Source organism: Sphingomonas sp. Sph1(2015) (assembly GCF_001970915.1).
Classification (GTDB): Bacteria; Pseudomonadota; Alphaproteobacteria; order Sphingomonadales; family Sphingomonadaceae; genus Sphingomonas; species Sphingomonas parapaucimobilis.
In genome coordinates this window covers 41,890-61,198 of sequence record NZ_MQUI01000021.1, presented here as the reverse complement: position 1 = coordinate 61,198, position 19,309 = coordinate 41,890, and the positions used below count along the sequence as shown (strand labels likewise).

Here is a 19,309-nt window from a genome sequence, read left to right as displayed (position 1 = left end):
CGGGGGGGGGGTTGGGGTGGGGCATCGCCATGGGCGTTTCGCTTGCGGAAGCGCCCCACCCCCGGCCCCTCCCCTGAAGGGGAGGGGTGAGCAGAGTTGATCGTTTTCGACTCTAGATCAAGCTGATGGCAGCAGGCTCTAACTCCTTCCCTTGTCCAGGGAAGGGACGGGGAAAAGCTCGAATGTCGATCGGTGTTCGCATCGAAATGGTTGGGGAGGTCGACCTTCCGTCTCCAACGCATATCCCGGCGCAGGCTGAGCCCAATTACACTCTGATTGTGATCGTTCATCGGCGCTGACCCGATTGAATCCCGACCTGCGTCGTCATCGGTTGTTTGCGGCTTCGGACGGCGATTTTCTCCGTGAGCGTTCGGCCTGCAACGGAGTACGAGTCTTTCCGATGCGTCCGCTATCACCTTTGGCGCGTTGAGCCGCCCAATCGAGGGGAAAAGCCATGACGATCATCGTCCACCATCTGGAAAACAGCCGGTCGCAGCGCATCTTGTGGATGCTGGAGGAACTGGGCCTTCCCTATGAGGTGAAGCACTATAAGCGCGACCCCAAGACCATGTTGGCCCCGCGCGAACTTCGCGCCGTGCATCCGCTCGGCAAGTCGCCGGTGATCGAGGATGACGGGCTGGTGATCGCCGAGACGGGCGCGATCATCGAATATCTGGTGGGCAAAGGCGATGGTCGCCTGGGGCCGCCCGCGCACCGGGAGGCGATGCAGCGCTGGCGCTTCTGGCTGCATTATGCCGAAGGGTCGCTGATGCCGCCGTTGTTCGTCACGCTGGTGCTCAGCCGCATCCCGGTCATGGGCAAGGTGGCGATGAAGCGTTTCCAGCCGATGGTCGACCGCCATCTCGATTATGTCGAAAGCGAACTGGCGCGCTCGCCCTGGTTCGCGGGCGATCAGATGACGGCCGCCGACATCATCATGAGCTTCCCGCTGGAAGCCGCCCGCTCGCGCGCCGGGCTGGACGAGCGCCGCCCGGTGACCCTTGCCTGGCTGGAGCGTATCCACGCCCGCCCGGCCTATCAGGCGGCGCTCGCCAAGGGCGGACCCTATGCCTATGCGTAAGACATGAGGTCCGCCGATCAATGCCCCCCGATCTGGCGGAAGCTGTCGGGGGCGTCCTTCGGGGGCGTGCCCGACGGTGCATGGAGCGACGCCACATCGACCGGCTCGGGCGGGTCGAGCGGCCCTTCCCACTTCGCGATGACCGCACTGGCCACCGCATTGCCGATGACGTTGGTCGCCGAGCGGCCCATGTCGAGGAAGTGGTCGACCGCCAGGATCAGCAGCAACCCCGCCTCGGGAATGTTGAACATCGGCATGGTCGCCGCGATGACCACGAGCGAGGCGCGCGGCACGCCCGCAATGCCCTTCGACGTGACCATCAGGACCAGCAGCATCGTGATCTGCTGCCCGATCGACAGGTCGATGCCGTAGGCCTGGGCGATGAACAGCGATGCGAAGGTCATGTACATCATCGAGCCGTCGAGGTTGAACGAGTAGCCCAGCGGCAACACGAAGCTGGCGATGCGCGGCGGCACCCCGAACCGGTCCAGCCCCTCCAGGATACGCGGATAGGCGGCCTCCGACGAGGCGGTCGAGAAGGCGAGGATCAATGGCGCACGGATATGTGCGATCAGGTCGCGGATGCGCGGACCGATGAACAGCGCCGCAACGCCGAGCAGCACGCACCACAGCAGCAACAGGCCCAGATAGAAGCTGCCCATGAAGATGGCGAGCTTGCCGATCACCGACGGCCCCTGCTCGGTCAGCGTGCCCGCAACGGCGGCGAACACCGCGACCGGCGCGACCCGCATGACGTAATCCGTCACCTGCAACATCACCGCGACCAGCGCGTCGACCGCGCGGACCAGCGGCGCGGCGCGCTCGCCGACCGCCGTGATCGCGACGCCCAGGAACAGCGAACCGATGACGATCTGCAGCACCTCGTTGGTCGCCATCGCCTCGATCAGCGAGGCGGGGACGAGGTGGGTCACGAATTTCTGCAGGTCGAACCCGGCCTTCACCACCCCGCTATCGGCGGTGACGGCGGGCAGCGGCAGGTTCAGGCCGACGCCCGGATGCAGCAGGTTGACCAGCAACATGCCCAGGCTGAGCGAAACGAGACTGGCCGAGATGAACCAGGCCAGCGACCGCACCCCGATCCGCCCCAGCGCCTTGGTATCGCCCATCTGCGCGATTCCCGACACCAGGGTCGCGAAGACCAGAGGCGCGATGATCATCTTGATCAGGCGAAGGAACAGGCCGGTGACGATCGCGAAATAGCTGGCGATCGTCTTGAGTTGCGCGCTCGCCGCCGCGCTGCCGTCGTTCAACGACAGGTTGAGCGAGAGCCCCACGACCAGCCCCAGGACGAGGCCGATGAAGATGTACAAGGTCAGCCGCTTGGCCATGCATACCCCAAATTAAAATCCACGGGCGAGCCAAGGGCATTGCGGCGCTCAGGTCAAGAATTCTATCGTCACCGTCATGCAGACCCCGTTGTCCCGCCGCGCCATGATCGCGGCCGCCGCCCTGCCGTTCCTCGTCCGGCCGGGGCTGCTGCGCGCCGCGGAGCCGGACCTGTCGGGGCTGTCCGACATCACCGGCGGCGCGGTGCCGATCGGCCCGGAGGAGCGCGCGGGGCGGCTGGCGCGGGCGCAGGGCTTGATGAAGGCGAACGGGATCGGCGCGATCCTGATCGAGCCCGGCTCGACCATGGTCTATTTCACCGGCGTCCAATGGTGGCGCAGCGAACGGCTGACGGCCGTTATCATTCCTGTCGAGGGACAGCCGTGCGTCGTCACGCCTTTTTTCGAGGAACCCTCGGTCCGCGAGACGCTGGCCGTGCCCGCCGAGATACGGGTGTGGCAGGAGGATCAGAACCCGCTGGCCGTGGTCGCAGGGTTCCTGCGCGACCGCAAGCTGGCCGGGCGGCCGGTCGGGATCGAGGAGACGGCGCGCTTCTTCGCCTTTGACGGGCTGCAACAGGCGTTGCCCGGCGTCCGGCTGGTATCGGCCAATCCGGTCGTGCGCGGGTGCCGGATGGTGAAGACAGCCCCAGAGATCGCGCTGATGCAGTTGGCGACCGACGTGACGATGGCCGCCTATCGATGGGTCTATCCCCGCGTCGAGGCGGGCATAACCGGCGCGGAGATCGGTGCGCTGATGAACGCCGCCACGCGCAAGCTGGGCGGTGCGCCGGAGTTCAGCATGGCGCTGATCGGCGAAGCCTCGGCCTATCCGCATGGCAGCAAGCAGGTTCACCGCGTCGCGAACGGACAGGTCGTGCTCATGGACTGCGGCTGCACGGTCGAGGGTTACCAGTCCGACGTCTCGCGCAGCTGGGTGCATGGCGCCCCGAGTGCCGAGCAGCGCAAAGTCTGGGACACGGTGGCGAAGGGCCAACAGGTCGCCCTCGCCGCCGCAAGGATCGGGGCACCGGCGGGCAGCATCGACGATGCGGTGCGGCGTTTCTATGAAAGCCAGGGATATGGTCCCGGCTATCGCCTGCCGGGCCTGTCGCACCGGACCGGGCACGGCATCGGCATGGACGGGCATGAGCCGGTCAACCTTGTCCGCGGCGAGGCGACGCCGTTGGCAACGGGCATGTGCTTTTCCGACGAGCCGGGGCTCTATCTGCCGGGCAAGTTCGGCATTCGGATCGAGGACTGCTTCCATATGACGGAGGCGGGGCCGGTTTGGTTCTCGACGCCGCCGCGCCGCATCGAGGCTCCGATCGGATGAGGTTCGGACCGGCCCGGGACGGATCTATGTCGGCTTCGGTTTCTTCCTCCCTCGCCCCTCGCAGAGGGGAGAGGGTTGCGCAAACTTAGTTTTTGCGCAGCAAAGACTTAGTCGGAGCTGGGTGAGGGGTGGGCGCGCAAGGCGCGTGCGAGCCTTGGGCTCGCTCAACCCCTCACCCAAGCTGCGCTAGCCAGCAAGGCTGGCAAGCTCCGCTAACCCTCTCCCTATCCAGGGGAGAGGGAAGAGGCGAGATGACCCTCAACCTCTCGATCGACGACTTGCCGGGCGGGTTGCGAAAGGTCGCAGCGGTGGCATGGGCGGCCTGATGCTGGGCGTCGGGCTGGGCGTGGCGGCGGTCTGCCATCTCTGGTGGCGTAAATCGGCACCGCCGACCGATGCGATGGACCGCCCCGAACGCGCGGGCGCTTGAGCGCGCGCGAAACCTCGCCTAAGCCCGCGTCCATGACCTCGACCAACGACATCCGCCGCGGCTTTCTCGACTATTTCGGAAGCGAAGGGCACCAGATCGTGCCGTCCGCGCCGCTCGTGCCGCAGAACGACCCGACGCTGATGTTCGTGAATGCGGGCATGGTGCCGTTCAAGAACGTGTTCACCGGCCTGGAATCGCGGCCCTATTCCACCGCCACCAGCTCGCAGAAATGCGTGCGCGCCGGCGGCAAGCATAACGATCTCGACAATGTCGGCTATACCGCGCGGCACCATACCTTCTTTGAAATGCTGGGCAATTTCTCGTTCGGCGACTATTTCAAGGAACAGGCGATCACTCATGCCTGGACCCTGCTGACCAAGGTCTGGGGCATCAATCCCGACAAGCTGACCGCCACCGTCTATCACACCGATGACGAGGCGTTCGACCTGTGGAAGAAGATTGCGGGCCTGCCCGAGCACAGGATCATCCGCATCCCGACCAAGGACAATTTCTGGGCGATGGGCGAGAATGGGCCATGCGGTCCGTGCTCCGAAATCTTCTACGATCACGGCGACCATATCTATGGCGGTCCTCCCGGCAGCCCGGAGGAGGACGGCGACCGATTCGTCGAGATCTGGAACCTGGTCTTCATGCAGTTCGAGCAGGAAGCCAATGAGATCGTCGGCGAGCTGCCCAAGAAGTCGATCGACACCGGCATGGGGTTGGAGCGCATCGCGGCCGTGCTCCAAGGCGTTCACGACAATTATGACACCGACACGTTCAAGGCGCTTATCTCGGCTTCGTGTGAACTGACACACACAAAGGCCGAGGACGGCCAGAAGGCATCGCACCGCGTGATCGCCGATCACCTTCGCTCGGCCGGGTTCCTGGTGGCGGACGGGGTGCTGCCCGCTAATGAAGGGCGCGGTTATGTGCTTCGTCGCATCATGCGCCGCGCCATGCGTCACGCGCATCTGCTGGGCGCCAAGGAGCCGTTGATGCACCGGCTGGTCCCGGCGCTGGTCGCCGAGATGGGCGCGGCCTATCCCGAGCTGGTCCGCGCGCAGCCGCTGATCGAAGCGACGTTGAAGCAGGAGGAAACCCGCTTCCGCCAGACGCTCGACAAGGGGCTGAAGCTGCTCGACGAAGCGACGGCGGGCATGGCGCCCGGCGCGACGCTGGCGGGTGAGACGGCGTTCAAGCTCTATGACACGTTCGGTTTTCCGTACGACCTGACCGAGGACGCATTGCGCGCGCAGAACCTGTCGGTCGACCGCGCGGGCTTCGACGCCGCCATGGCCGAGCAGAAGCGCGCCGCGCGGGCCGCCTGGAAGGGCTCGGGCGCGAAGGCATCGGACGATGTCTGGTTCGACATTGCCGAGGAAACCGGCTCGACCGAATTTCTGGGCTATGCGTCCGATACGGGCGAAGGTGAAGTGCTGGCACTGGTCAAGGACGGGGCGCGGGTCGACAGCGCCGCCGCTGGCGACACGGTATCGATCATCGTCAACCAGACTCCCTTCTATGGCGAGAGCGGCGGCCAGGTCGGCGACAGCGGCACCATCTCCAGCGATACCGGGCTGACGGCGGTCGTCACCGACACCTCCAAGCAGCTCGGTCGCGTGTTCGTCCACAATGCCGAGATCCGGGAGGGCGGCATCAAGGTCGGCGACAGCGTGAAGCTGGCGATCGACACCACCCGCCGCGCCGCGATCCGCGCAAACCACTCCGCGACGCACCTGCTGCACGAGGCGCTGCGCCAGCGGCTGGGCACCCATGTCGCGCAGAAGGGCTCGCTGGTCGCGCCGGAGCGCCTGCGCTTCGACTTCTCGCAGCCGGTCGGCATGACCGCCGACGACATTGCCGAGGTCGAGACGCGCGTGAACGAGCAGGTGCGCGGCAACGGCCCGGTCGTCACCCGGTTGATGACGCCAGACGAAGCGATCGAAATGGGCGCGATGGCGCTGTTCGGTGAGAAGTACGGCGACGAGGTCCGCGTCGTGTCGATGGGCGAGGATGCCGACGGCACCTACTCGCTCGAACTCTGCGGCGGCACGCATGTGAATGCGCTGGGCGAGATCGGCGTCTTCAAGATCGTGTCGGAAGGCGCGGTGTCGAGCGGCGTGCGCCGTGTCGAGGCGCTGACCGGCGAAGGCGCACGGGCCTATCTGTCGCACCGGGATGACATGCTGAAGGCCGCTGCGGCGACCCTCAAGACCACGCCGGACGAGGTGCCCGCGCGCATCGCCGCGCTGGTCGAGGATCGCCGCCGCCTGGAGCGTGAACTGGCCCAGGCCAAGAAGGCGCTGGCCATGGGCGGCGGAGCCGGTGGCGCGGCCGCCGGGCCGGAGCAGATCGGCGATGTGGCCTTTATCGGCCAGGTGCTCGACGGCTTCGAGGCCAAGGGGCTGCGCGGCGCGGTGGACGATGCCAAGCAGCGCCTGGGCGGATCGGGCGTCGCGGTGATGGTCGCGGTGAACGACGGCCGCGCCTCGGTCGCGGTCGGCGTCACCGACGACCTGACCGCCAGGCACAATGCCGTCGAACTGTTGCGCAAGGCGGTGGCGGCGCTGGGCGGGCAGGGCGGCGGCGGCCGTCCCGACATGGCGCAGGGCGGCGGCCCCGACGGCACCAAGGGTGCAGAGGCGCTTCAGGCGGTACGGGACGCGATCGCGGGGTAATTTCACCAGCCAGGGGGAGAGTGGCGATGCGCAGTGGATGGACTACGGCCTTCTTGATGGGGGCCATGCTTCTCTTGCCGTCGCCGCTCATGGCGCAATCGGCAGCGCCGCAGACCCCCACTCCGCCCGGCACGACCGGCGAGACGGTCGTCGTGACGGCCCGACCCCAGGCTACCGAGCGGGAGGTGCGCGATCAGGTCATCGGTGTCACCGGGCGGCCGAAGTCGGACATGCCGCTCATGCGGTTTCGCGCGCCGGTCTGCATCGGCACCGCCGGGCTGCCGGTCGCGGCCAGCGAGGAAATCCTTCGCCGCATGATGGTGACGGTCGAGTCGTTGGGCATGAAAATGGCCCCCGATGGCTGCACACCCAATATCCTGGTCCTGTTCGCCGACGATCCGCAGCAACAGCTCTTGGCGTTGCGCGAGCGTTCTCCCCAGATATTCGGGGACCTGTCCCGCCCGGCCGTCAGCCGCATCGTGAAGGGGGCGGGACCCGTCTATGCCTGGAACGCCGCCATGCGCGTGTCGCGCGACGGCGATCTGGTGCTGCAACAGGACAACCCCACCGCGAACTGGCCCGAGATGAAGGTCGGCGCGGCGTCACGGCTTTTGAGCCCGATCCGCCAGGACATTGCCGCCTCGGTGGTGGTCATCAAGCGTCAGGCCCTGCTGAACAAGACACTGGGTCAGATTGCCGATTACGCCGTGATGCGGACCATGGCCGCCACCAAGCCCGTGGAGGGGATGACGTCTGCGACGATCCTGACCCTGTTCGACACCGACGCGGTCGCTCCTGCGGAACTGACGGCGTTCGACCGGGGATTGCTGAACGGACTCTATGACAGCCGCCCCCATGCCCGAGGGGTGCAGCAGGTATCGGAGATGACGCGCGCCATCCGCGAGGAAAGCGCAGGCAGATGATCCGGCAGAGCCGGGCCATGTCGTCCTGTGTCGGCAAGGCGCAAGGCATCGTGCCGGCCGTCACGCCCCGCGGCGATGGGATTTCGGCCGTCCAGTCGCTGTTCGACGATAGCGCCCCGCCCGAAGAGCCGCGGGCGTTCGACTGGGGCTATCCGGGCGGCCATTGCACGGGGCACGGAAATCGATCGCCGATGTTTCAACATGCCGCGATGGCGCGTTTCATCGAAGACGAATGGATCGCCGGAGACAAGACACCGTGAAACCCCCAAGCGGACGCCGCGACCTGACCGCCGGGCCGATCGGCAAGACCCTGTTGCTGTTCGCGCTGCCGACCCTGGGGTCGAGCGTGCTGCAATCGCTGAACGGATCGATCAACGCGATCTGGATCGGCCAGTTTCTGGGCGAGCGGGCGCTGGCGGCGACGACCAATGCCAATATCATCATGTTCCTGCTGGTTGCCGCGACCTTCGGCTTCGGCATGGCGGCCACCATCCTGATCGGTCAGGCGATGGGGCGGCGCGATGTGGAGGCGGTGCGGCGGGTGCTGGGGTCGGCACTGGGATTGTTCGCGGTGATCTCGACCGCTACCGTCGGGATCGGCTGGCTGGCCGCACCCGCCATCCTGCGCGCGCTGGCGACCCCGGCGGAGGTGTTTCCACTGGCGCTTGCCTATCTGCGGGTGATCTTCGTCGCGATGCCGCCGGGCTTCATCTCTGTGTTGCTGACCATGGCGCTGCGCGGCGTGGGCGATTCGATCACGCCGCTGAAATTCATGGCGCTGGGGTCGGTCCTCGACGTTGCGCTCAACCCGGTCTTCATCCTGGGGCTGGGGCCGATCCCGGCGCTGGGGATCGAGGGATCGGCGATCGCGACATTGATCGCCAATACCGGATCACTGCTGGCGCTCGTCACCTATCTCTATGCCAAGGATCTGGTCATCCGGCTGCGCGGTGTGGAGTGGCGCTATCTGCTGCCCACCGTCGAGCTGCTCAAGACCATCGTGGTCAAGGGGTTTCCGATGGGGCTCCAGATGCTGGTCGTCTCCACCTCGGCGCTGGCGATGATGGGGCTGGTCAACCGGCACGGCACCTCGACGACCGCGGCTTACGGCGCGGCGAACCAGCTATGGACCTATATCCAGATGCCCGCCATGGCGGTGGGCGCGGCGGTCAGTGCCATGGCGGCGCAGAATATCGGTGCAGGGGAGTGGGACCGGGTCGACCGGATCACCCGTGCCGGGCTTCGCATGAACCTGTTGCTGACCGGCGTGCTGGTGCTCGCGGTGACTTTGCTCGACCGGCATGTCCTGTGGCTGTTCCTGGGCAACGAGCAGAACGCGATCGGCATCGCGGCCAAGATCAACCTGATCGGCGGCTGGAGCTTCATGCTGTTCGGTGTGTCGATGGTGCTGGCCGCGACGGTGCGCGCCAATGGCGCGGTGGTCGGGCCGCTCGTCATCCTGGCGATTGCGATGTTCCCGGTGCGCTTTGGTCTCGCCAACCTGCTGGAGCCAAGCCTGGGCGCGGATGCGATCTGGTGGAGCTTTCCGGCCGGATCGCTCGCCTCGATGCTGATGACCATCGGTTATTACCGGCATGGCGGTTGGCGGAAGGGGCGGATGGCGCCGACCGCGGGCAAGGAAGAATGTGAGGAACAGGCGCTGGCCGAGGGACAGCCGACCAACAAGGCGATGCCGGTCGGGTAAGACAGAAAAACTCCTTCCCTGCAAGGGGAGGGGGACCATCCCCAGGCTGGTGGAGGGGTATCCCCGCTGGCGGTGACGCCCCTCCGTCAGGGCTTCGCCTTGCCACCTCCCCTTACAGGGGAGGAATAGTCACTCGGCGGGCGCAATCACTTCGATAATGCCCGCGGCGATCTTTGCCGTCACCGGCGTACGCGCCAGCACCTCGCCGTCGATCGAAATGGGCAGCGGCGGGATGGTGGTGAGCTTGATCTCGCGCCCCCGGAAGTCGCGGACCTTTTCCTTGCGATAGTCGCTGCGCAGGATGCTCGCGGCCCAGTTGACGATCAGGCGGCGTTTCACGTGGCCGCACACCGCCTGGACGACGATCTCGCCCGAGTCGACGGCGGCGGCGTCCACCAGTTCGGTGCCGCCATGATAGGGGCCGTTGGAGATGCGCACCTCGACGACGCGCAGTCGCTCGCGCGTCCCATTCTGCTCGACGATCAGGGTGAAGGGGCGGAAGCGCAGGAACTGATAGGCGGCCCAAGCCAGATAGCCCAGCCGACCACCCACGCGCTTCAGGCCGTGGGGGACCGTCTCGGCGATCTTGGGACTGATCCCCATCGCGGCGCAATTGGCGTAATAGTCATTGTCGATCATGCCCAGATCGATGCGGCGCGGGCGACCGTTGCGGATCACCTCGACCGCGCCCTCGATCGTCAGCGGAATGCCGAGCGAGCGGGCGAAGCTGTTCGCGGTGCCGAGCGGCAGGACCCCCAGCATCACGTCATGTCCGACCATCAGGTCGACCAGCCCGCTGATCGTGCCGTCACCGCCGCCCAGGATCAACAGGTCGGGCTTGTCCGCCAGCAACTCGCGGACGGTCGGTTCCAGATCCTTCGGGTCCTCCACCGCGCGGGCGTCGACCGGAAAGGGGAGGTCGGACATCGCCGCACAGGCCTGCTGAAACAGGGCTTGTCCGCGCCGCGACTTGGCGTTCACCACCATCGCTGCCGATCGAATTTCTCGCAACCGTCAATTCCTTTCGCCCCCGGAACGCTTTGCACGCAACGCTTGGCAAGCGCGGTCCGATCCCGCAAAAGCCCATTTGATGACTGCATCTTATCCCGCGCTTCGCCTCCGTCGTACCCGCGCTTCGCAGTGGAGCCGTCGGCTTCATGCGGAAACGGTGCTGACCCCGGCCGATCTGATCTGGCCGCTGTTCGTGACTGAGGGGCAGGGCGTGGAGGAACCGATCGCCAGCCTGCCCGGCGTATCGCGCTGGTCGCTGGACGGGATCGTCGCGCGGGCCAGGGAAGCTGCGGCGCTCGGCATTCCCTGTCTGGCGCTGTTCCCCAACACGCCCTCGCACCTGCGCACCGATGACGGCCGCGAGGCGATGAACCCCGACAATCTGATGTGTCGGGCGATTCGCGCGATCAAGGACGCGGTGCCCGATATCGGCGTGCTGACCGATGTCGCGCTCGATCCCTATACCACGCACGGCCATGACGGGCTGGTCGATGCGGCGGGTTATGTCGTGAACGACGACACCGCCAATGCGCTGGTCGAGCAGGCGCTGACCCAGGCGAGGGCCGGTTCGGACGTCATCGCGCCATCGGACATGATGGACGGGCGGATCGGCATGATCCGCGCCGCGCTGGAGGCCGAGGGCTTCGTCAACGTCCAGATCATGGCCTATGCCGCCAAATACGCCAGCGCCTTTTACGGGCCGTTCCGCGACGCGGTGAACACGCGCGGTCTGCTGAAGGGCGACAAGCGCACCTATCAGATGGACCATGCCAATGCCGAGGAAGCGCTGCGCGAGGTCGCGCTCGACCTGGCCGAGGGTGCTGACAGCGTCATGGTGAAGCCGGGCCTGCCCTATCTCGACATCATCCGCCGGGTGAAGGACGAGTTCCGCGTGCCGACCTTCGCCTATCAGGTCTCGGGTGAGTACGCGATGATCGAGACGGCGGTGGCGGCGGGTGCGGCCGACCGTGACGCGATGGTGCTGGAGACGCTGATGGCGTTCAAGCGCGCCGGATGCTCGGGGGTGCTGACCTATCACGCCGCCCATGCCGCACGATTGCTGAACGCCTGACCCTGTTCCCGGTGGCACGCCGTATCCCGGATTTGGCGGTGCGTGCGCTGTTCGTGGTGACGATCCTGACCGGATCGTTCCTGCTGTTTCTGGTCCAGCCGCTGGTTGCGCGTATGGCGCTACCCCGGCTGGGCGGGGCGCCCGCCGTCTGGAACTCGGCGATGTTCGTCTATCAGGCGCTGTTGCTGGGCGGCTATGCCTATGCCCATGCGCTGGGACGGTGGCGGCCCAAGGTGCAGGCGGGGGTGCATATCCTGGTGCTGGCGGCGGCGGCCTTGTGGTTGCCGATCGGGTTGATGGCGGTGGACCTGCCGCCCGATGCCGAACCCGCGCTGTGGGTGCCATGGCTGCTCGGCCTGTCGATCGGGCCACTGTTCCTTGCCGTGTCGGCGCAGGCCCCGCTGATCCAACGCTGGTTCGCGCTGGCCCAGCCGGGGCGTAATCCGTACGCGCTTTATGCGGCCTCCAATCTGGGAAGCTTTGCCGGGCTGATCGCCTATCCGCTGCTGGTCGAACCGGCGATGACGCTTCATGGTCAGAGCCGGTTGTGGAGCCTGGGCTATGGCCTGCTCGCGCTGCTGGTCGTGGCGTGTGCGATGCGACTCCCGGCGTCGCACGACCCGGCGGCAGACCCTGCACCAGGTTCGACCGCGCCGGGATGGCGGCGCATCGGTTATTGGGTCGCGCTGGCGGCGGTGCCCTCGGGACTGGTGCTGGCGACCTCGACCTATATCACGACCGATATCGTCGCGATGCCGCTGCTGTGGGTGTTGCCGCTGGGGCTGTATCTGGCGAGCTTCATCATCGCCTTCGCCACCCGGAGGAGTGCGGCGGATACGCTGACCCGAATCGCGCCGGTGACGCTCCTGCTGTTCGGCGGAGTCATCATGGGCGGTTATCCCGAGCGGCCCTATTCCAATGTCGTCGTCGCGTTGCTGCTGCTGTTCATGGTGTCGGTGGCGCTGCACACCGCCCTGTACCGCGCGCGGCCTGCGGTCGATCGGCTCACCGGCTTTTACCTGTGGATGGCGGTCGGTGGTGCGCTGGGCGGCGTGTTCGCGGGCATTCTGGCGCCGGTGCTGTTCGACTGGACGTACGAATATCCGCTGCTGATCCTGGCGGCGGGGATGCTGATCCCTCAGCAATTCATCCTGCCGGCGATCCGCGACCTTTGGTGGCGGCATCCGCGCGCGATGCTGGCTGCGCTGGCGGGGATGATCGGCCTGGTTCTTGCGTTGCGGCTGGTCGGTCCTGCGGCATGGTTCGGCGAGGAGCGGCAGGGGACGGTGTTCCTGGCGATCGCCGCGCTGGGGTTCCTGACCATCGGCGCGCGCACCGGTTTCGTATTGCTGCTCGGCGGGGCGCTGGTGCTGTTCGGCGGTTATCGCGCGCTATCGCTGTCGATGGAGCGCGATGCGCGGATGCGCAGCTATTTCGGCGTCTATACCGTCCGCGACGGAGCGGGTTATCGCGAACTGGACCATGGCTCGACCGTCCACGGCATCCAGCTTCGCGGCTCGGAGGCGCGGGAGCGGACGCCGACCACCTATTATGCGCCCTATTCGGGGGTCGGGCGCGCCATGCGCGCCGCGCCGATGCTCTATGGCTCGGCGGCGCGAATCGGTGTGGTCGGTTTGGGGACGGGAACGCTCGCCTGCTATGCCCGGCCGGGGCAGAGCTGGCGCTTCTACGAGATCGATCCGGTCATCGTCCGCATCGCGCGCGATACCGGCCAGTTCAGCTATCTTCGTCGCTGCCAGCCCGATCCCGTCATCCGCATCGGCGACGCCCGCATCCGCCTCGCCGCCGAAGCCCCCGCTAGCCTGGACCTGCTGGCGCTCGATGCCTTTTCCTCCGACGCGGTTCCGGCGCATCTGCTGACCCGCGAGGCGTTCGCCACCTATGCGCGGGTCCTGTCACCTCGTGGGCTGCTGCTCGTCCATATCTCCAACCGCTTCGTCGATCTGGAGCCGCTGGTCGCCGCCGCCGCGCGCGAGGGGGGCTGGGCGATTGCGCGGATGAGTTATGTGCCGACCGATCTGGATCGCGAGGCGCAGGCGACCGCCTCGGTCTGGCTGGCGCTGTCGCGGGATGCGTGCGTGCTGAAGACGCTGGAGGCGCAGGGCGGCGACTGGACCCCGGCGGTGGCGCCAGCGGGTCTTGCGGCCTGGACCGACGATTATTCCAGCATCCTGCCCTTTATCCGCCAGTTCTGACGGGGTCAGGCGGCGGGCAGGCTGTCGCTGATCGCCTTGATCTGCGCCGCCTGCCGCGTGACCGCCGCCGATGCCCGCTCCCGCAGCGCGGTCAGCGTGGGATAATCCGGCTCCAGCGCGGCGGCCCGCTGGATGGCGCGATCGTCGATCTCGGTCAGCAGCGATGAGGCCCGCGCGCGGATTTCGTCCAGCGTCGCCAGTTCGGTCTGGGCCGTCAGCCATGCCTCGCTGCCCACCGCCGCGCCCCGCGCCCTGGCGGCGTCGGTGCGTGCCTGGTCGTGCGCCTTGGTGAACTCCTCTTCGACGGCGGTCAGGCGGCGGGTCATCTCCGCGATCTGCGTATCCAGCGCCGGATCGGGGCGAAGCACGACCGGCTTTACGGCGGGTTCGGCGAAACCCTGTTTCTCAACCGGCCGAACCGCCAGCGAAGGATAGGGCGTCGTGTCGCGATCCCGTGCACATCCGGCCAGGATCAGGCCAACAAGAAGGACACAAGCGCGCAGGTGAGAGGCGCGCAGGGCGAATGGGGCAGGGCGATAGGGGGTCATCGCGATCTTCCTAACCGCAACAGGGGTGCCGGACCAAATGCCGGAAAGCCCGTCCGGGTCCGGTTCCACAAAAAATGTGGATAACCTTCGCAAAGGGGTTGCCAAGATTCCGAAGCGCTTCTATCAGCCCACCTCCACAGCGCGCCCGTAGCTCAGCTGGATAGAGCATCAGACTACGAATCTGAGGGTCGGACGTTCGAATCGTTCCGGGCGCGCCAGTGGATCAAAATCAGGTCTCGACAGGGACCCCATGCGCGCCCGTAGCTCAGCTGGATAGAGCATCAGACTACGAATCTGAGGGTCGGACGTTCGAATCGTTCCGGGCGCGCCATTTTTTCCACCATCATCTGCACCATGGGCTTCGGCCCCGACCGCAGCCGGGGCCTTTCCCGTCTTCAGCGCCAGCCCAGCGCAGGCGCAATGTGGCGCAGGATGTTCTCAATCACATGCGCGTTGTAATCGACGCCCAGTTGGTTGGGCACGGTCAGCAGCAGCGTGTCGGCTTCCGCGATCGCTTCGTCGGCGCGCAGCTGTTCGATCAGCTTTTCCGGTTCGGCCGCATAGGACCTGCCGAAGACCGCGCGCATATTGTCGATGATGCCGACCTGATCCTGACTGTCGTCGCGGCCGAAATAGGCGCGGTCCTGATCGGTGGTCAGCGCAAAGATCGAGCGGGAGACGGAGACGCGTGGGCTATGGCCATGCCCCGCCGTCGCCCAGGCTTCGCGATAGGCGCGGATCTGTCTGGCCTGCTGGACATGGAAGGGTTCGCCGCTCTCATCGGCCTTCAGCGTTGAGCTTTGCAGGTTCATGCCCTGTTGGGCGGCCCAGATCGCCGTGGCGTTGGAGGCGGAACCCCACCAAATGCGGTCGCGCAGCCCGGCCGAATGCGGCTCCAGCCGCAGCAGGCCCGGCGGGTTGGGGAACATCGGGCGGGGATTGGGCTTGGCGAAACCCTGGCCCTTGAGCAGGTGCAGGAACACCTCGGCATGGCGGCGGCCCATATCGGCGTCCGTCTCGCCCTGCGCGGGGCCATAGCCGAAATGCCGCCAGCCATCGATCACCTGTTCGGGCGACCCGCGGCTGATGCCGAGTTGCAGGCGCCCGCCGCTGATCAGGTCGGCCGAGCCAGCATCCTCGACCATGTAGAACGGGTTTTCGTAGCGCATGTCGATCACGCCGGTCCCGATTTCGATCCGGCTGGTCCGCGCGCCCACGGCGGCGAGCAGCGGAAAGGGGGAGGCGAGCTGCTGCGCGAAGTGATGGACCCGGTAATAGGCCCCGTCCGCGCCCAGCTCCTCGGCGGCGACGGCAAGGTCGATCGACTGGAGCAGCACGTCCTGCGCCGAGCGCGTGGCGGACTGGGGCGAGGGCGACCAATGGCCGAACGAGAGGAAACCGATCTTTTTCATGCGCTCAAGATAGGGCGAATGTGCGGTCGGTCCACTGACGTGGTGGAAACGATCGCTTTCCGAAATCATCGGTCAGCGCGCGCGCCAGTGGCCCGCCATCGCCTTCTTTTCGCCCGCCGCGTCCAGCGGCATGTCGGCCATCATGTCCTGCGCCGCCGCCATCAGTTCGGCGTCCGACGATCCCGCCTGGACATAGCCGCTTCCTGCGCCGGGCGTGCTGCCCGGCATGGTCCGGCGCAAGGCCCAGCCCTTCGGGTCGCGACAGGCGATGCCGTCCGCCTCGGCCGACTGGAATACGCGGCAAAAGCCATTGTCCTGCGCACGGAAGCTGACCGCGATGCGCACCGGCCCCTTCGCACCGCTGGCCTGATCGTCCAGCGCCCTGGCGAGCGAACCGGCGGCGTAGAGGCCATGGTCGGTCGCGACGACAGGTCCTTCCCGTTGTACGCCGCGCCCGACCAGCACCCCGACGACGAGGCACGCTGCCATCGCCGCCGCCGATCGCCAGGCGGCCGAGATGCGTGGGGGACGCGGTTGGCGCTTCGGCATCTGTACCACATTGCCGGTCAGCATCGCCGCCAGTCGGTCGGGCACGGGATCGTCCGCAATCGGGGCATAGGCCGCACCCAGTTTCGCCTTCAGGCGGCGGTGGCGCGCGACCTCCTCGGCCAGCGTGGGATCGGCGGCGATGGCACGCTCCACGCGCTTGGTCGTCAGCGGGTCGAGCGCGTCGTCGGCATAGGCCATCAGCAATTCGGGTTCGATCGTCATGCCGCTTCTCCCAGCCGTGCCATCAGCGCCTGCCTGCCCCGAACCAGTCGCGAGGTCAGGGTGCCCATCGGAATGTCCAATATCTCGGCGGCTTCCTTATAGGCGAACCCCTCGACCAGGACGAGCGCCACCGCCTCGCGCTGTTCGTCGGGCAGGGTGCGCATCGCGGCGTCCACCTCGTTCAGCGCGACCCGCGCCTCGGCATGGCCGGCACGTCCGACACCCAGCCCCGCCTCTTCGGCGACGAAGGTTTCCGCCGCGCGCGACCGGGCGCGGGCGGTGTCGATCCAGGCATTGCGCATGATCCGGTACATCCAGCTGTCCAATCGTGTCCCCGCCTGCCACGAACCGCGCGCGATCAGCGCCTTTTCGATCGTGACCTGGCACAGATCGTCCGCATCCGCCCCGTCATGGGTGAGCGATCGCGCGAACCGCCGCAGTCGCGGGAGCAGCGCCAGCAACTCGGTCTCGAAAGCGGCCAAACCTGTTTTCCTTGTTGCCGGGATGAAACGGATGAGGTTCATCGTTTCATCCATGTCAGCGTGTATTTTGACAATGGGTGAACGGCGATGAAGCGGACGACGCGCTATCTGGCATTATCGATGGCGGCGGCGGGGCTTGTGCTGGGTGTGACGGCGGGGCGGGCGCAACTGCTCCCCTCGCTGCCGGGAATGCCGTCGCTGCCGGGTGGCCTGCCCCCGGTCGGACGGGGGATTGCATCGCTGGCCGACCCGGTGATCGACCGGGTGGATGCCGCTTCGCGCGCGACCGTGCGACAGCTGGAGCAGGTCCGCCGCGCCACCTTCGCCCAACTGGTCCGCGATCATCCCAACGCGATCGCGCTGGACCCGTCGGGCTTTCCGGCACGGGCGGGTGAGGTGGTGGTGGACGGCCCGAGCGACTCGCTGCTGGCGGCGGTCGGGCCGCTGGGCTTCACGGTGATCGAGCGCGACGATGTGCTGGGCGTCGGCTTCGTCCGGTTGCGGGTGCCGCCGGGCCAGTCGTTGAAGGCCGCCTTGCGTGTCCTCGAAAAGCTGGGCGGGGAGGTGAGCGCCGATCAGCTCCATCTGCCGAGCGGGGGAGGGGCACGTGCCGCCTTGTCCACTGCCGAAACCGTCGCAGGGCGCGGTACGATGGTTGGCGTGATCGACGGTGGTGCAGAAGGCGCGGAACGGAGCAAGGGGTTCGCGACCGGCGCGCCGCGCGCCAATGACCATGGCACGGCGGTCGCCTCGCTGATCGCGGGGGGCAACGGTATCCGGGGATCGCTGCCCGGCGCGCGGATCGCCTCGGCCGATGTCTATGGCAGCGATCCGGCGGGCGGCAATGCGACCGCCATCGCCAAGGCGCTGGGCTGGCTGGTCGAACAGCGCGTGTCGGTGGCGACGATCAGCCTGGTCGGTCCCCCCAACCCGCTGCTTGCGCGCGTCGTCGCGGCGGCGCAGAAGCGGGGCCTGATCATCGTGGCGGCGGTCGGCAATAACGGCCCGGCCGCGCCGCCCGCCTATCCCGCCTCCTATCCCGGCGTCATTGCCGTGACCGGTGTCGACGGGCGGGGACGTCCGCTGATCGAGGCGGGGCGGGCGAGCCATGTCGATTATGCCGCACCGGGGGCGGACATGCTGGCCGCCGGGGTGGGCGGACGTCGTTTCAGGGTACGCGGCACGTCCTTTGCCGCGCCGCTGGTCGCGGGCCGCGTGGCCGCCGCCTATCCGTCGCTCGACCCTGCTCAAATTCGCACCGCGCTGGGCGATATCGATGCCCAAGCCCAAAAGAATGGCCGCAGAGGCGAGGAGAAATTCCTCGGCCGTGGAGTGGTTTGCACGGATTGCCGAACGCCCGCGCCGTGAGGGGCGCATTTTTTAGGGATGAAACGGGAAGGGCCTTCCGTTGTCTCTCCAGAAGTCAGGAGAATGATGATGAAGACCCTTTTTTCCGGCACCGCGATCCTCGCTGCGGCGCTTGTCGCAATGCCCGCTTCGGCGCAGCTGCTGGGTGGCGGCGGTGGCCTGGTTGGTGGTGGCGCCCTGGGCGGTGTCACGAGCGGCCTGACCGGCGGGGCGAACGGCACGCTGAGCGCAGCTGGCCAGACCGGTCGCGCCGCGACCGACACGGCGACCCGGACGCGTGGATCGGTGCGCGGCGATCGCAATGTTGATCTGCGCCGTGGCCGGGTGGCGGCTTCGGGTGAAGCCGTTGGCGGCTCGACGCTAGACAGTGCGACGCGGGTCGGCAGCCAGTCGGGCGGCGCAAACGGTTCGGCCTCGGGTGCGGTCGGCGGCGGCGTGGATGCCCGGCTGGTTGGCACCGATGCGGTGCGCGATGCCGCGGGGCGCGGCGTGAACACGGTCGGTAACGTCGCCGGACGGGTGCGCGACACCGCCGGGGCGGTCGGCAATCGGGCGCGGGGCACCGTCTCCAACCTGACCAATCGTGCCGCCAATGCGGGTGGCAGCGTGGCAGGCTCGGGTTCGGGCAACGCATCGGCGACGGGCGGCAACGGTTCGCTGGCGGGCAATCTGGCGCTGGCCGGTAGCGGCGCGGCGCAGGGCGGGGCCTTTCCGGTCGATACCGGCATGGTCGTCAACGATGCGCAGGGCCGGGCAATCGGTGCTGTTCAGTCGGTCCGCACCAACGCCCGGGGCGCCGTCGAGCGGGTGCTGGTGAAGGTGGGTGACAAGGTCGCCAACCTGCCCGCCGCCAACTTCTCCGGCTCGGGCAATGTCCAGGTATCGGCCATGGGCCAGGGTGATGTGAGCAGCGCCGCGAAGTAACCC

At 67.2% G+C, this 19,309-nt stretch carries 16 protein-coding genes and 2 tRNA genes; 12 read left to right on the top strand and 6 right to left on the bottom strand.

What is annotated here, in order from left to right:
• The first annotated feature begins 454 nt into the window (after window positions 1–454).
• Window positions 455–1,081, top strand: coding sequence for a glutathione S-transferase family protein (locus BSZ14_RS10445; protein ID WP_076710870.1), 627 nt, complete (start codon window positions 455–457; stop codon window positions 1,079–1,081).
• Between the two features lie 17 nt (window positions 1,082–1,098).
• On the opposite strand, the gene BSZ14_RS10440 is transcribed toward BSZ14_RS10445, so the two are convergent.
• Complete coding sequence (locus BSZ14_RS10440; RefSeq protein ID WP_042482725.1) at window positions 1,099–2,430, bottom strand: dicarboxylate/amino acid:cation symporter; 1,332 nt, start codon at window positions 2,428–2,430, stop codon at window positions 1,099–1,101.
• A 76-nt stretch (window positions 2,431–2,506) separates the two neighbouring features.
• Between BSZ14_RS10440 and BSZ14_RS10435 the strand changes: the two genes are divergently transcribed.
• The 5 genes from BSZ14_RS10435 to BSZ14_RS10415 all read left to right on the top strand — a co-directional run bounded on the left by BSZ14_RS10435 (window position 2,507) and on the right by BSZ14_RS10415 (window position 9,502).
• A complete protein-coding gene (locus BSZ14_RS10435) occupies window positions 2,507–3,763 on the top strand; it encodes a M24 family metallopeptidase (protein WP_076710869.1) in 1,257 nt (418 codons plus the stop codon).
• A 462-nt stretch (window positions 3,764–4,225) separates the two neighbouring features.
• Complete coding sequence (gene alaS, locus BSZ14_RS10430; RefSeq protein WP_076710868.1) at window positions 4,226–6,874, top strand: alanine--tRNA ligase; 2,649 nt, start codon at window positions 4,226–4,228, stop codon at window positions 6,872–6,874.
• An 89-nt stretch (window positions 6,875–6,963) separates the two neighbouring features.
• Window positions 6,964–7,797 (top strand): hypothetical protein, encoded by an 834-nt coding sequence (locus BSZ14_RS10425; RefSeq protein ID WP_076710867.1) that lies wholly within the window; start codon window positions 6,964–6,966, stop codon window positions 7,795–7,797.
• On the top strand, window positions 7,794–8,057 hold the full coding sequence (locus BSZ14_RS10420; RefSeq protein WP_076710866.1) for a hypothetical protein: 264 nt from the start codon (window positions 7,794–7,796) through the stop codon (window positions 8,055–8,057). Before BSZ14_RS10425 ends, BSZ14_RS10420 begins: the two co-directional genes overlap by 4 nt.
• Window positions 8,030–9,502 carry an MATE family efflux transporter gene (locus tag BSZ14_RS10415; protein ID WP_076710865.1) on the top strand — a complete coding sequence of 491 codons (1,473 nt, stop codon included), beginning with the start codon at window positions 8,030–8,032 and terminating at the stop codon, window positions 9,500–9,502. The genes BSZ14_RS10420 and BSZ14_RS10415 overlap by 28 nt, the downstream gene beginning before the upstream one ends.
• 129 nt (window positions 9,503–9,631) lie before the next feature.
• Here BSZ14_RS10415 and BSZ14_RS10410 read toward each other — a convergent pair whose 3' ends face one another.
• Window positions 9,632–10,489 carry a diacylglycerol/lipid kinase family protein gene (locus tag BSZ14_RS10410; RefSeq protein WP_198930496.1) on the bottom strand — a complete coding sequence of 286 codons (858 nt, stop codon included), beginning with the start codon at window positions 10,487–10,489 and terminating at the stop codon, window positions 9,632–9,634.
• Window positions 10,490–10,592: 103 nt separating this feature from the next.
• Between BSZ14_RS10410 and hemB the strand changes: the two genes are divergently transcribed.
• Both hemB and BSZ14_RS10400 read left to right on the top strand, forming a co-directional pair.
• Window positions 10,593–11,585 (top strand): porphobilinogen synthase, encoded by a 993-nt coding sequence (gene hemB, locus BSZ14_RS10405; RefSeq protein WP_042482707.1) that lies wholly within the window; start codon window positions 10,593–10,595, stop codon window positions 11,583–11,585.
• 11 nt (window positions 11,586–11,596) lie between these two features.
• On the top strand, window positions 11,597–13,801 hold the full coding sequence (locus tag BSZ14_RS10400; RefSeq protein WP_083748199.1) for a spermidine synthase: 2,205 nt from the start codon (window positions 11,597–11,599) through the stop codon (window positions 13,799–13,801).
• Between the two features lie 5 nt (window positions 13,802–13,806).
• Here BSZ14_RS10400 and BSZ14_RS10395 read toward each other — a convergent pair whose 3' ends face one another.
• Entirely contained in the window at window positions 13,807–14,349 is a 543-nt protein-coding gene (locus BSZ14_RS10395; protein ID WP_076710862.1) for a hypothetical protein, read from the bottom strand.
• Between the two features lie 141 nt (window positions 14,350–14,490).
• Between BSZ14_RS10395 and BSZ14_RS10390 the strand changes: the two genes are divergently transcribed.
• Window positions 14,491–14,567: transfer RNA gene (locus BSZ14_RS10390), tRNA-Arg, on the top strand.
• Between the two features lie 36 nt (window positions 14,568–14,603).
• Window positions 14,604–14,680, top strand: a tRNA-Arg gene (locus BSZ14_RS10385).
• Window positions 14,681–14,744: 64 nt separating this feature from the next.
• Here the strand turns inward: BSZ14_RS10385 and BSZ14_RS10380 are convergent.
• From BSZ14_RS10380 to BSZ14_RS10370, 3 genes are all read right to left on the bottom strand, one after another.
• Window positions 14,745–15,761, bottom strand: a complete 1,017-nt coding sequence (locus BSZ14_RS10380; protein WP_076710875.1) for an LLM class flavin-dependent oxidoreductase — start codon at window positions 15,759–15,761, stop codon at window positions 14,745–14,747.
• Between the two features lie 72 nt (window positions 15,762–15,833).
• Window positions 15,834–16,532 (bottom strand): anti-sigma factor family protein, encoded by a 699-nt coding sequence (locus tag BSZ14_RS10375; RefSeq protein ID WP_076710861.1) that lies wholly within the window; start codon window positions 16,530–16,532, stop codon window positions 15,834–15,836.
• Entirely contained in the window at window positions 16,529–17,056 is a 528-nt protein-coding gene (locus tag BSZ14_RS10370) for an RNA polymerase sigma factor (RefSeq protein ID WP_042482741.1), read from the bottom strand. The genes BSZ14_RS10375 and BSZ14_RS10370 overlap by 4 nt, the downstream gene beginning before the upstream one ends.
• A 45-nt stretch (window positions 17,057–17,101) precedes the next feature.
• On the opposite strand from BSZ14_RS10370, the gene BSZ14_RS10365 reads away from it, so the two are divergent.
• Window positions 17,102–18,382, top strand: coding sequence for a S8 family serine peptidase (locus BSZ14_RS10365; protein ID WP_076710860.1), 1,281 nt, complete (start codon window positions 17,102–17,104; stop codon window positions 18,380–18,382).
• A gap of 69 nt (window positions 18,383–18,451) precedes the next feature.
• Window positions 18,452–19,306 (top strand): hypothetical protein, encoded by an 855-nt coding sequence (locus BSZ14_RS10360; protein ID WP_139330409.1) that lies wholly within the window; start codon window positions 18,452–18,454, stop codon window positions 19,304–19,306.
• Window positions 19,307–19,309: the final 3 nt, after the last annotated feature.

What these genes read in the sequence shown, in the direction of transcription:
- BSZ14_RS10425 (WP_076710867.1), top strand. Translation starts at nt 6,964, where the DNA reads ATGGCGCAATCGGCAGCGCCGCAGACCCCCACTCCGCCCGGCACGACC.
- BSZ14_RS10365 (WP_076710860.1), top strand. Translation starts at nt 17,102, where the DNA reads ATGAAGCGGACGACGCGCTATCTGGCATTATCGATGGCGGCGGCGGGG.
- hemB (WP_042482707.1), top strand. Translation starts at nt 10,593, where the DNA reads ATGACTGCATCTTATCCCGCGCTTCGCCTCCGTCGTACCCGCGCTTCG.
- BSZ14_RS10360 (WP_139330409.1), top strand. Translation starts at nt 18,452, where the DNA reads ATGAAGACCCTTTTTTCCGGCACCGCGATCCTCGCTGCGGCGCTTGTC.
- BSZ14_RS10410 (WP_198930496.1), bottom strand. Translation starts at nt 10,489, where the DNA reads ATGGTGGTGAACGCCAAGTCGCGGCGCGGACAAGCCCTGTTTCAGCAG.
- BSZ14_RS10415 (WP_076710865.1), top strand. Translation starts at nt 8,030, where the DNA reads ATGGATCGCCGGAGACAAGACACCGTGAAACCCCCAAGCGGACGCCGC.
- BSZ14_RS10420 (WP_076710866.1), top strand. Translation starts at nt 7,794, where the DNA reads ATGATCCGGCAGAGCCGGGCCATGTCGTCCTGTGTCGGCAAGGCGCAA.
- BSZ14_RS10440 (WP_042482725.1), bottom strand. Translation starts at nt 2,430, where the DNA reads ATGGCCAAGCGGCTGACCTTGTACATCTTCATCGGCCTCGTCCTGGGG.
- BSZ14_RS10395 (WP_076710862.1), bottom strand. Translation starts at nt 14,349, where the DNA reads ATGACCCCCTATCGCCCTGCCCCATTCGCCCTGCGCGCCTCTCACCTG.
- alaS (WP_076710868.1), top strand. Translation starts at nt 4,226, where the DNA reads ATGACCTCGACCAACGACATCCGCCGCGGCTTTCTCGACTATTTCGGA.
- BSZ14_RS10435 (WP_076710869.1), top strand. Translation starts at nt 2,507, where the DNA reads ATGCAGACCCCGTTGTCCCGCCGCGCCATGATCGCGGCCGCCGCCCTG.
- BSZ14_RS10370 (WP_042482741.1), bottom strand. Translation starts at nt 17,056, where the DNA reads ATGAACCTCATCCGTTTCATCCCGGCAACAAGGAAAACAGGTTTGGCC.
- BSZ14_RS10445 (WP_076710870.1), top strand. Translation starts at nt 455, where the DNA reads ATGACGATCATCGTCCACCATCTGGAAAACAGCCGGTCGCAGCGCATC.
- BSZ14_RS10375 (WP_076710861.1), bottom strand. Translation starts at nt 16,532, where the DNA reads ATGACGATCGAACCCGAATTGCTGATGGCCTATGCCGACGACGCGCTC.
- BSZ14_RS10380 (WP_076710875.1), bottom strand. Translation starts at nt 15,761, where the DNA reads ATGAAAAAGATCGGTTTCCTCTCGTTCGGCCATTGGTCGCCCTCGCCC.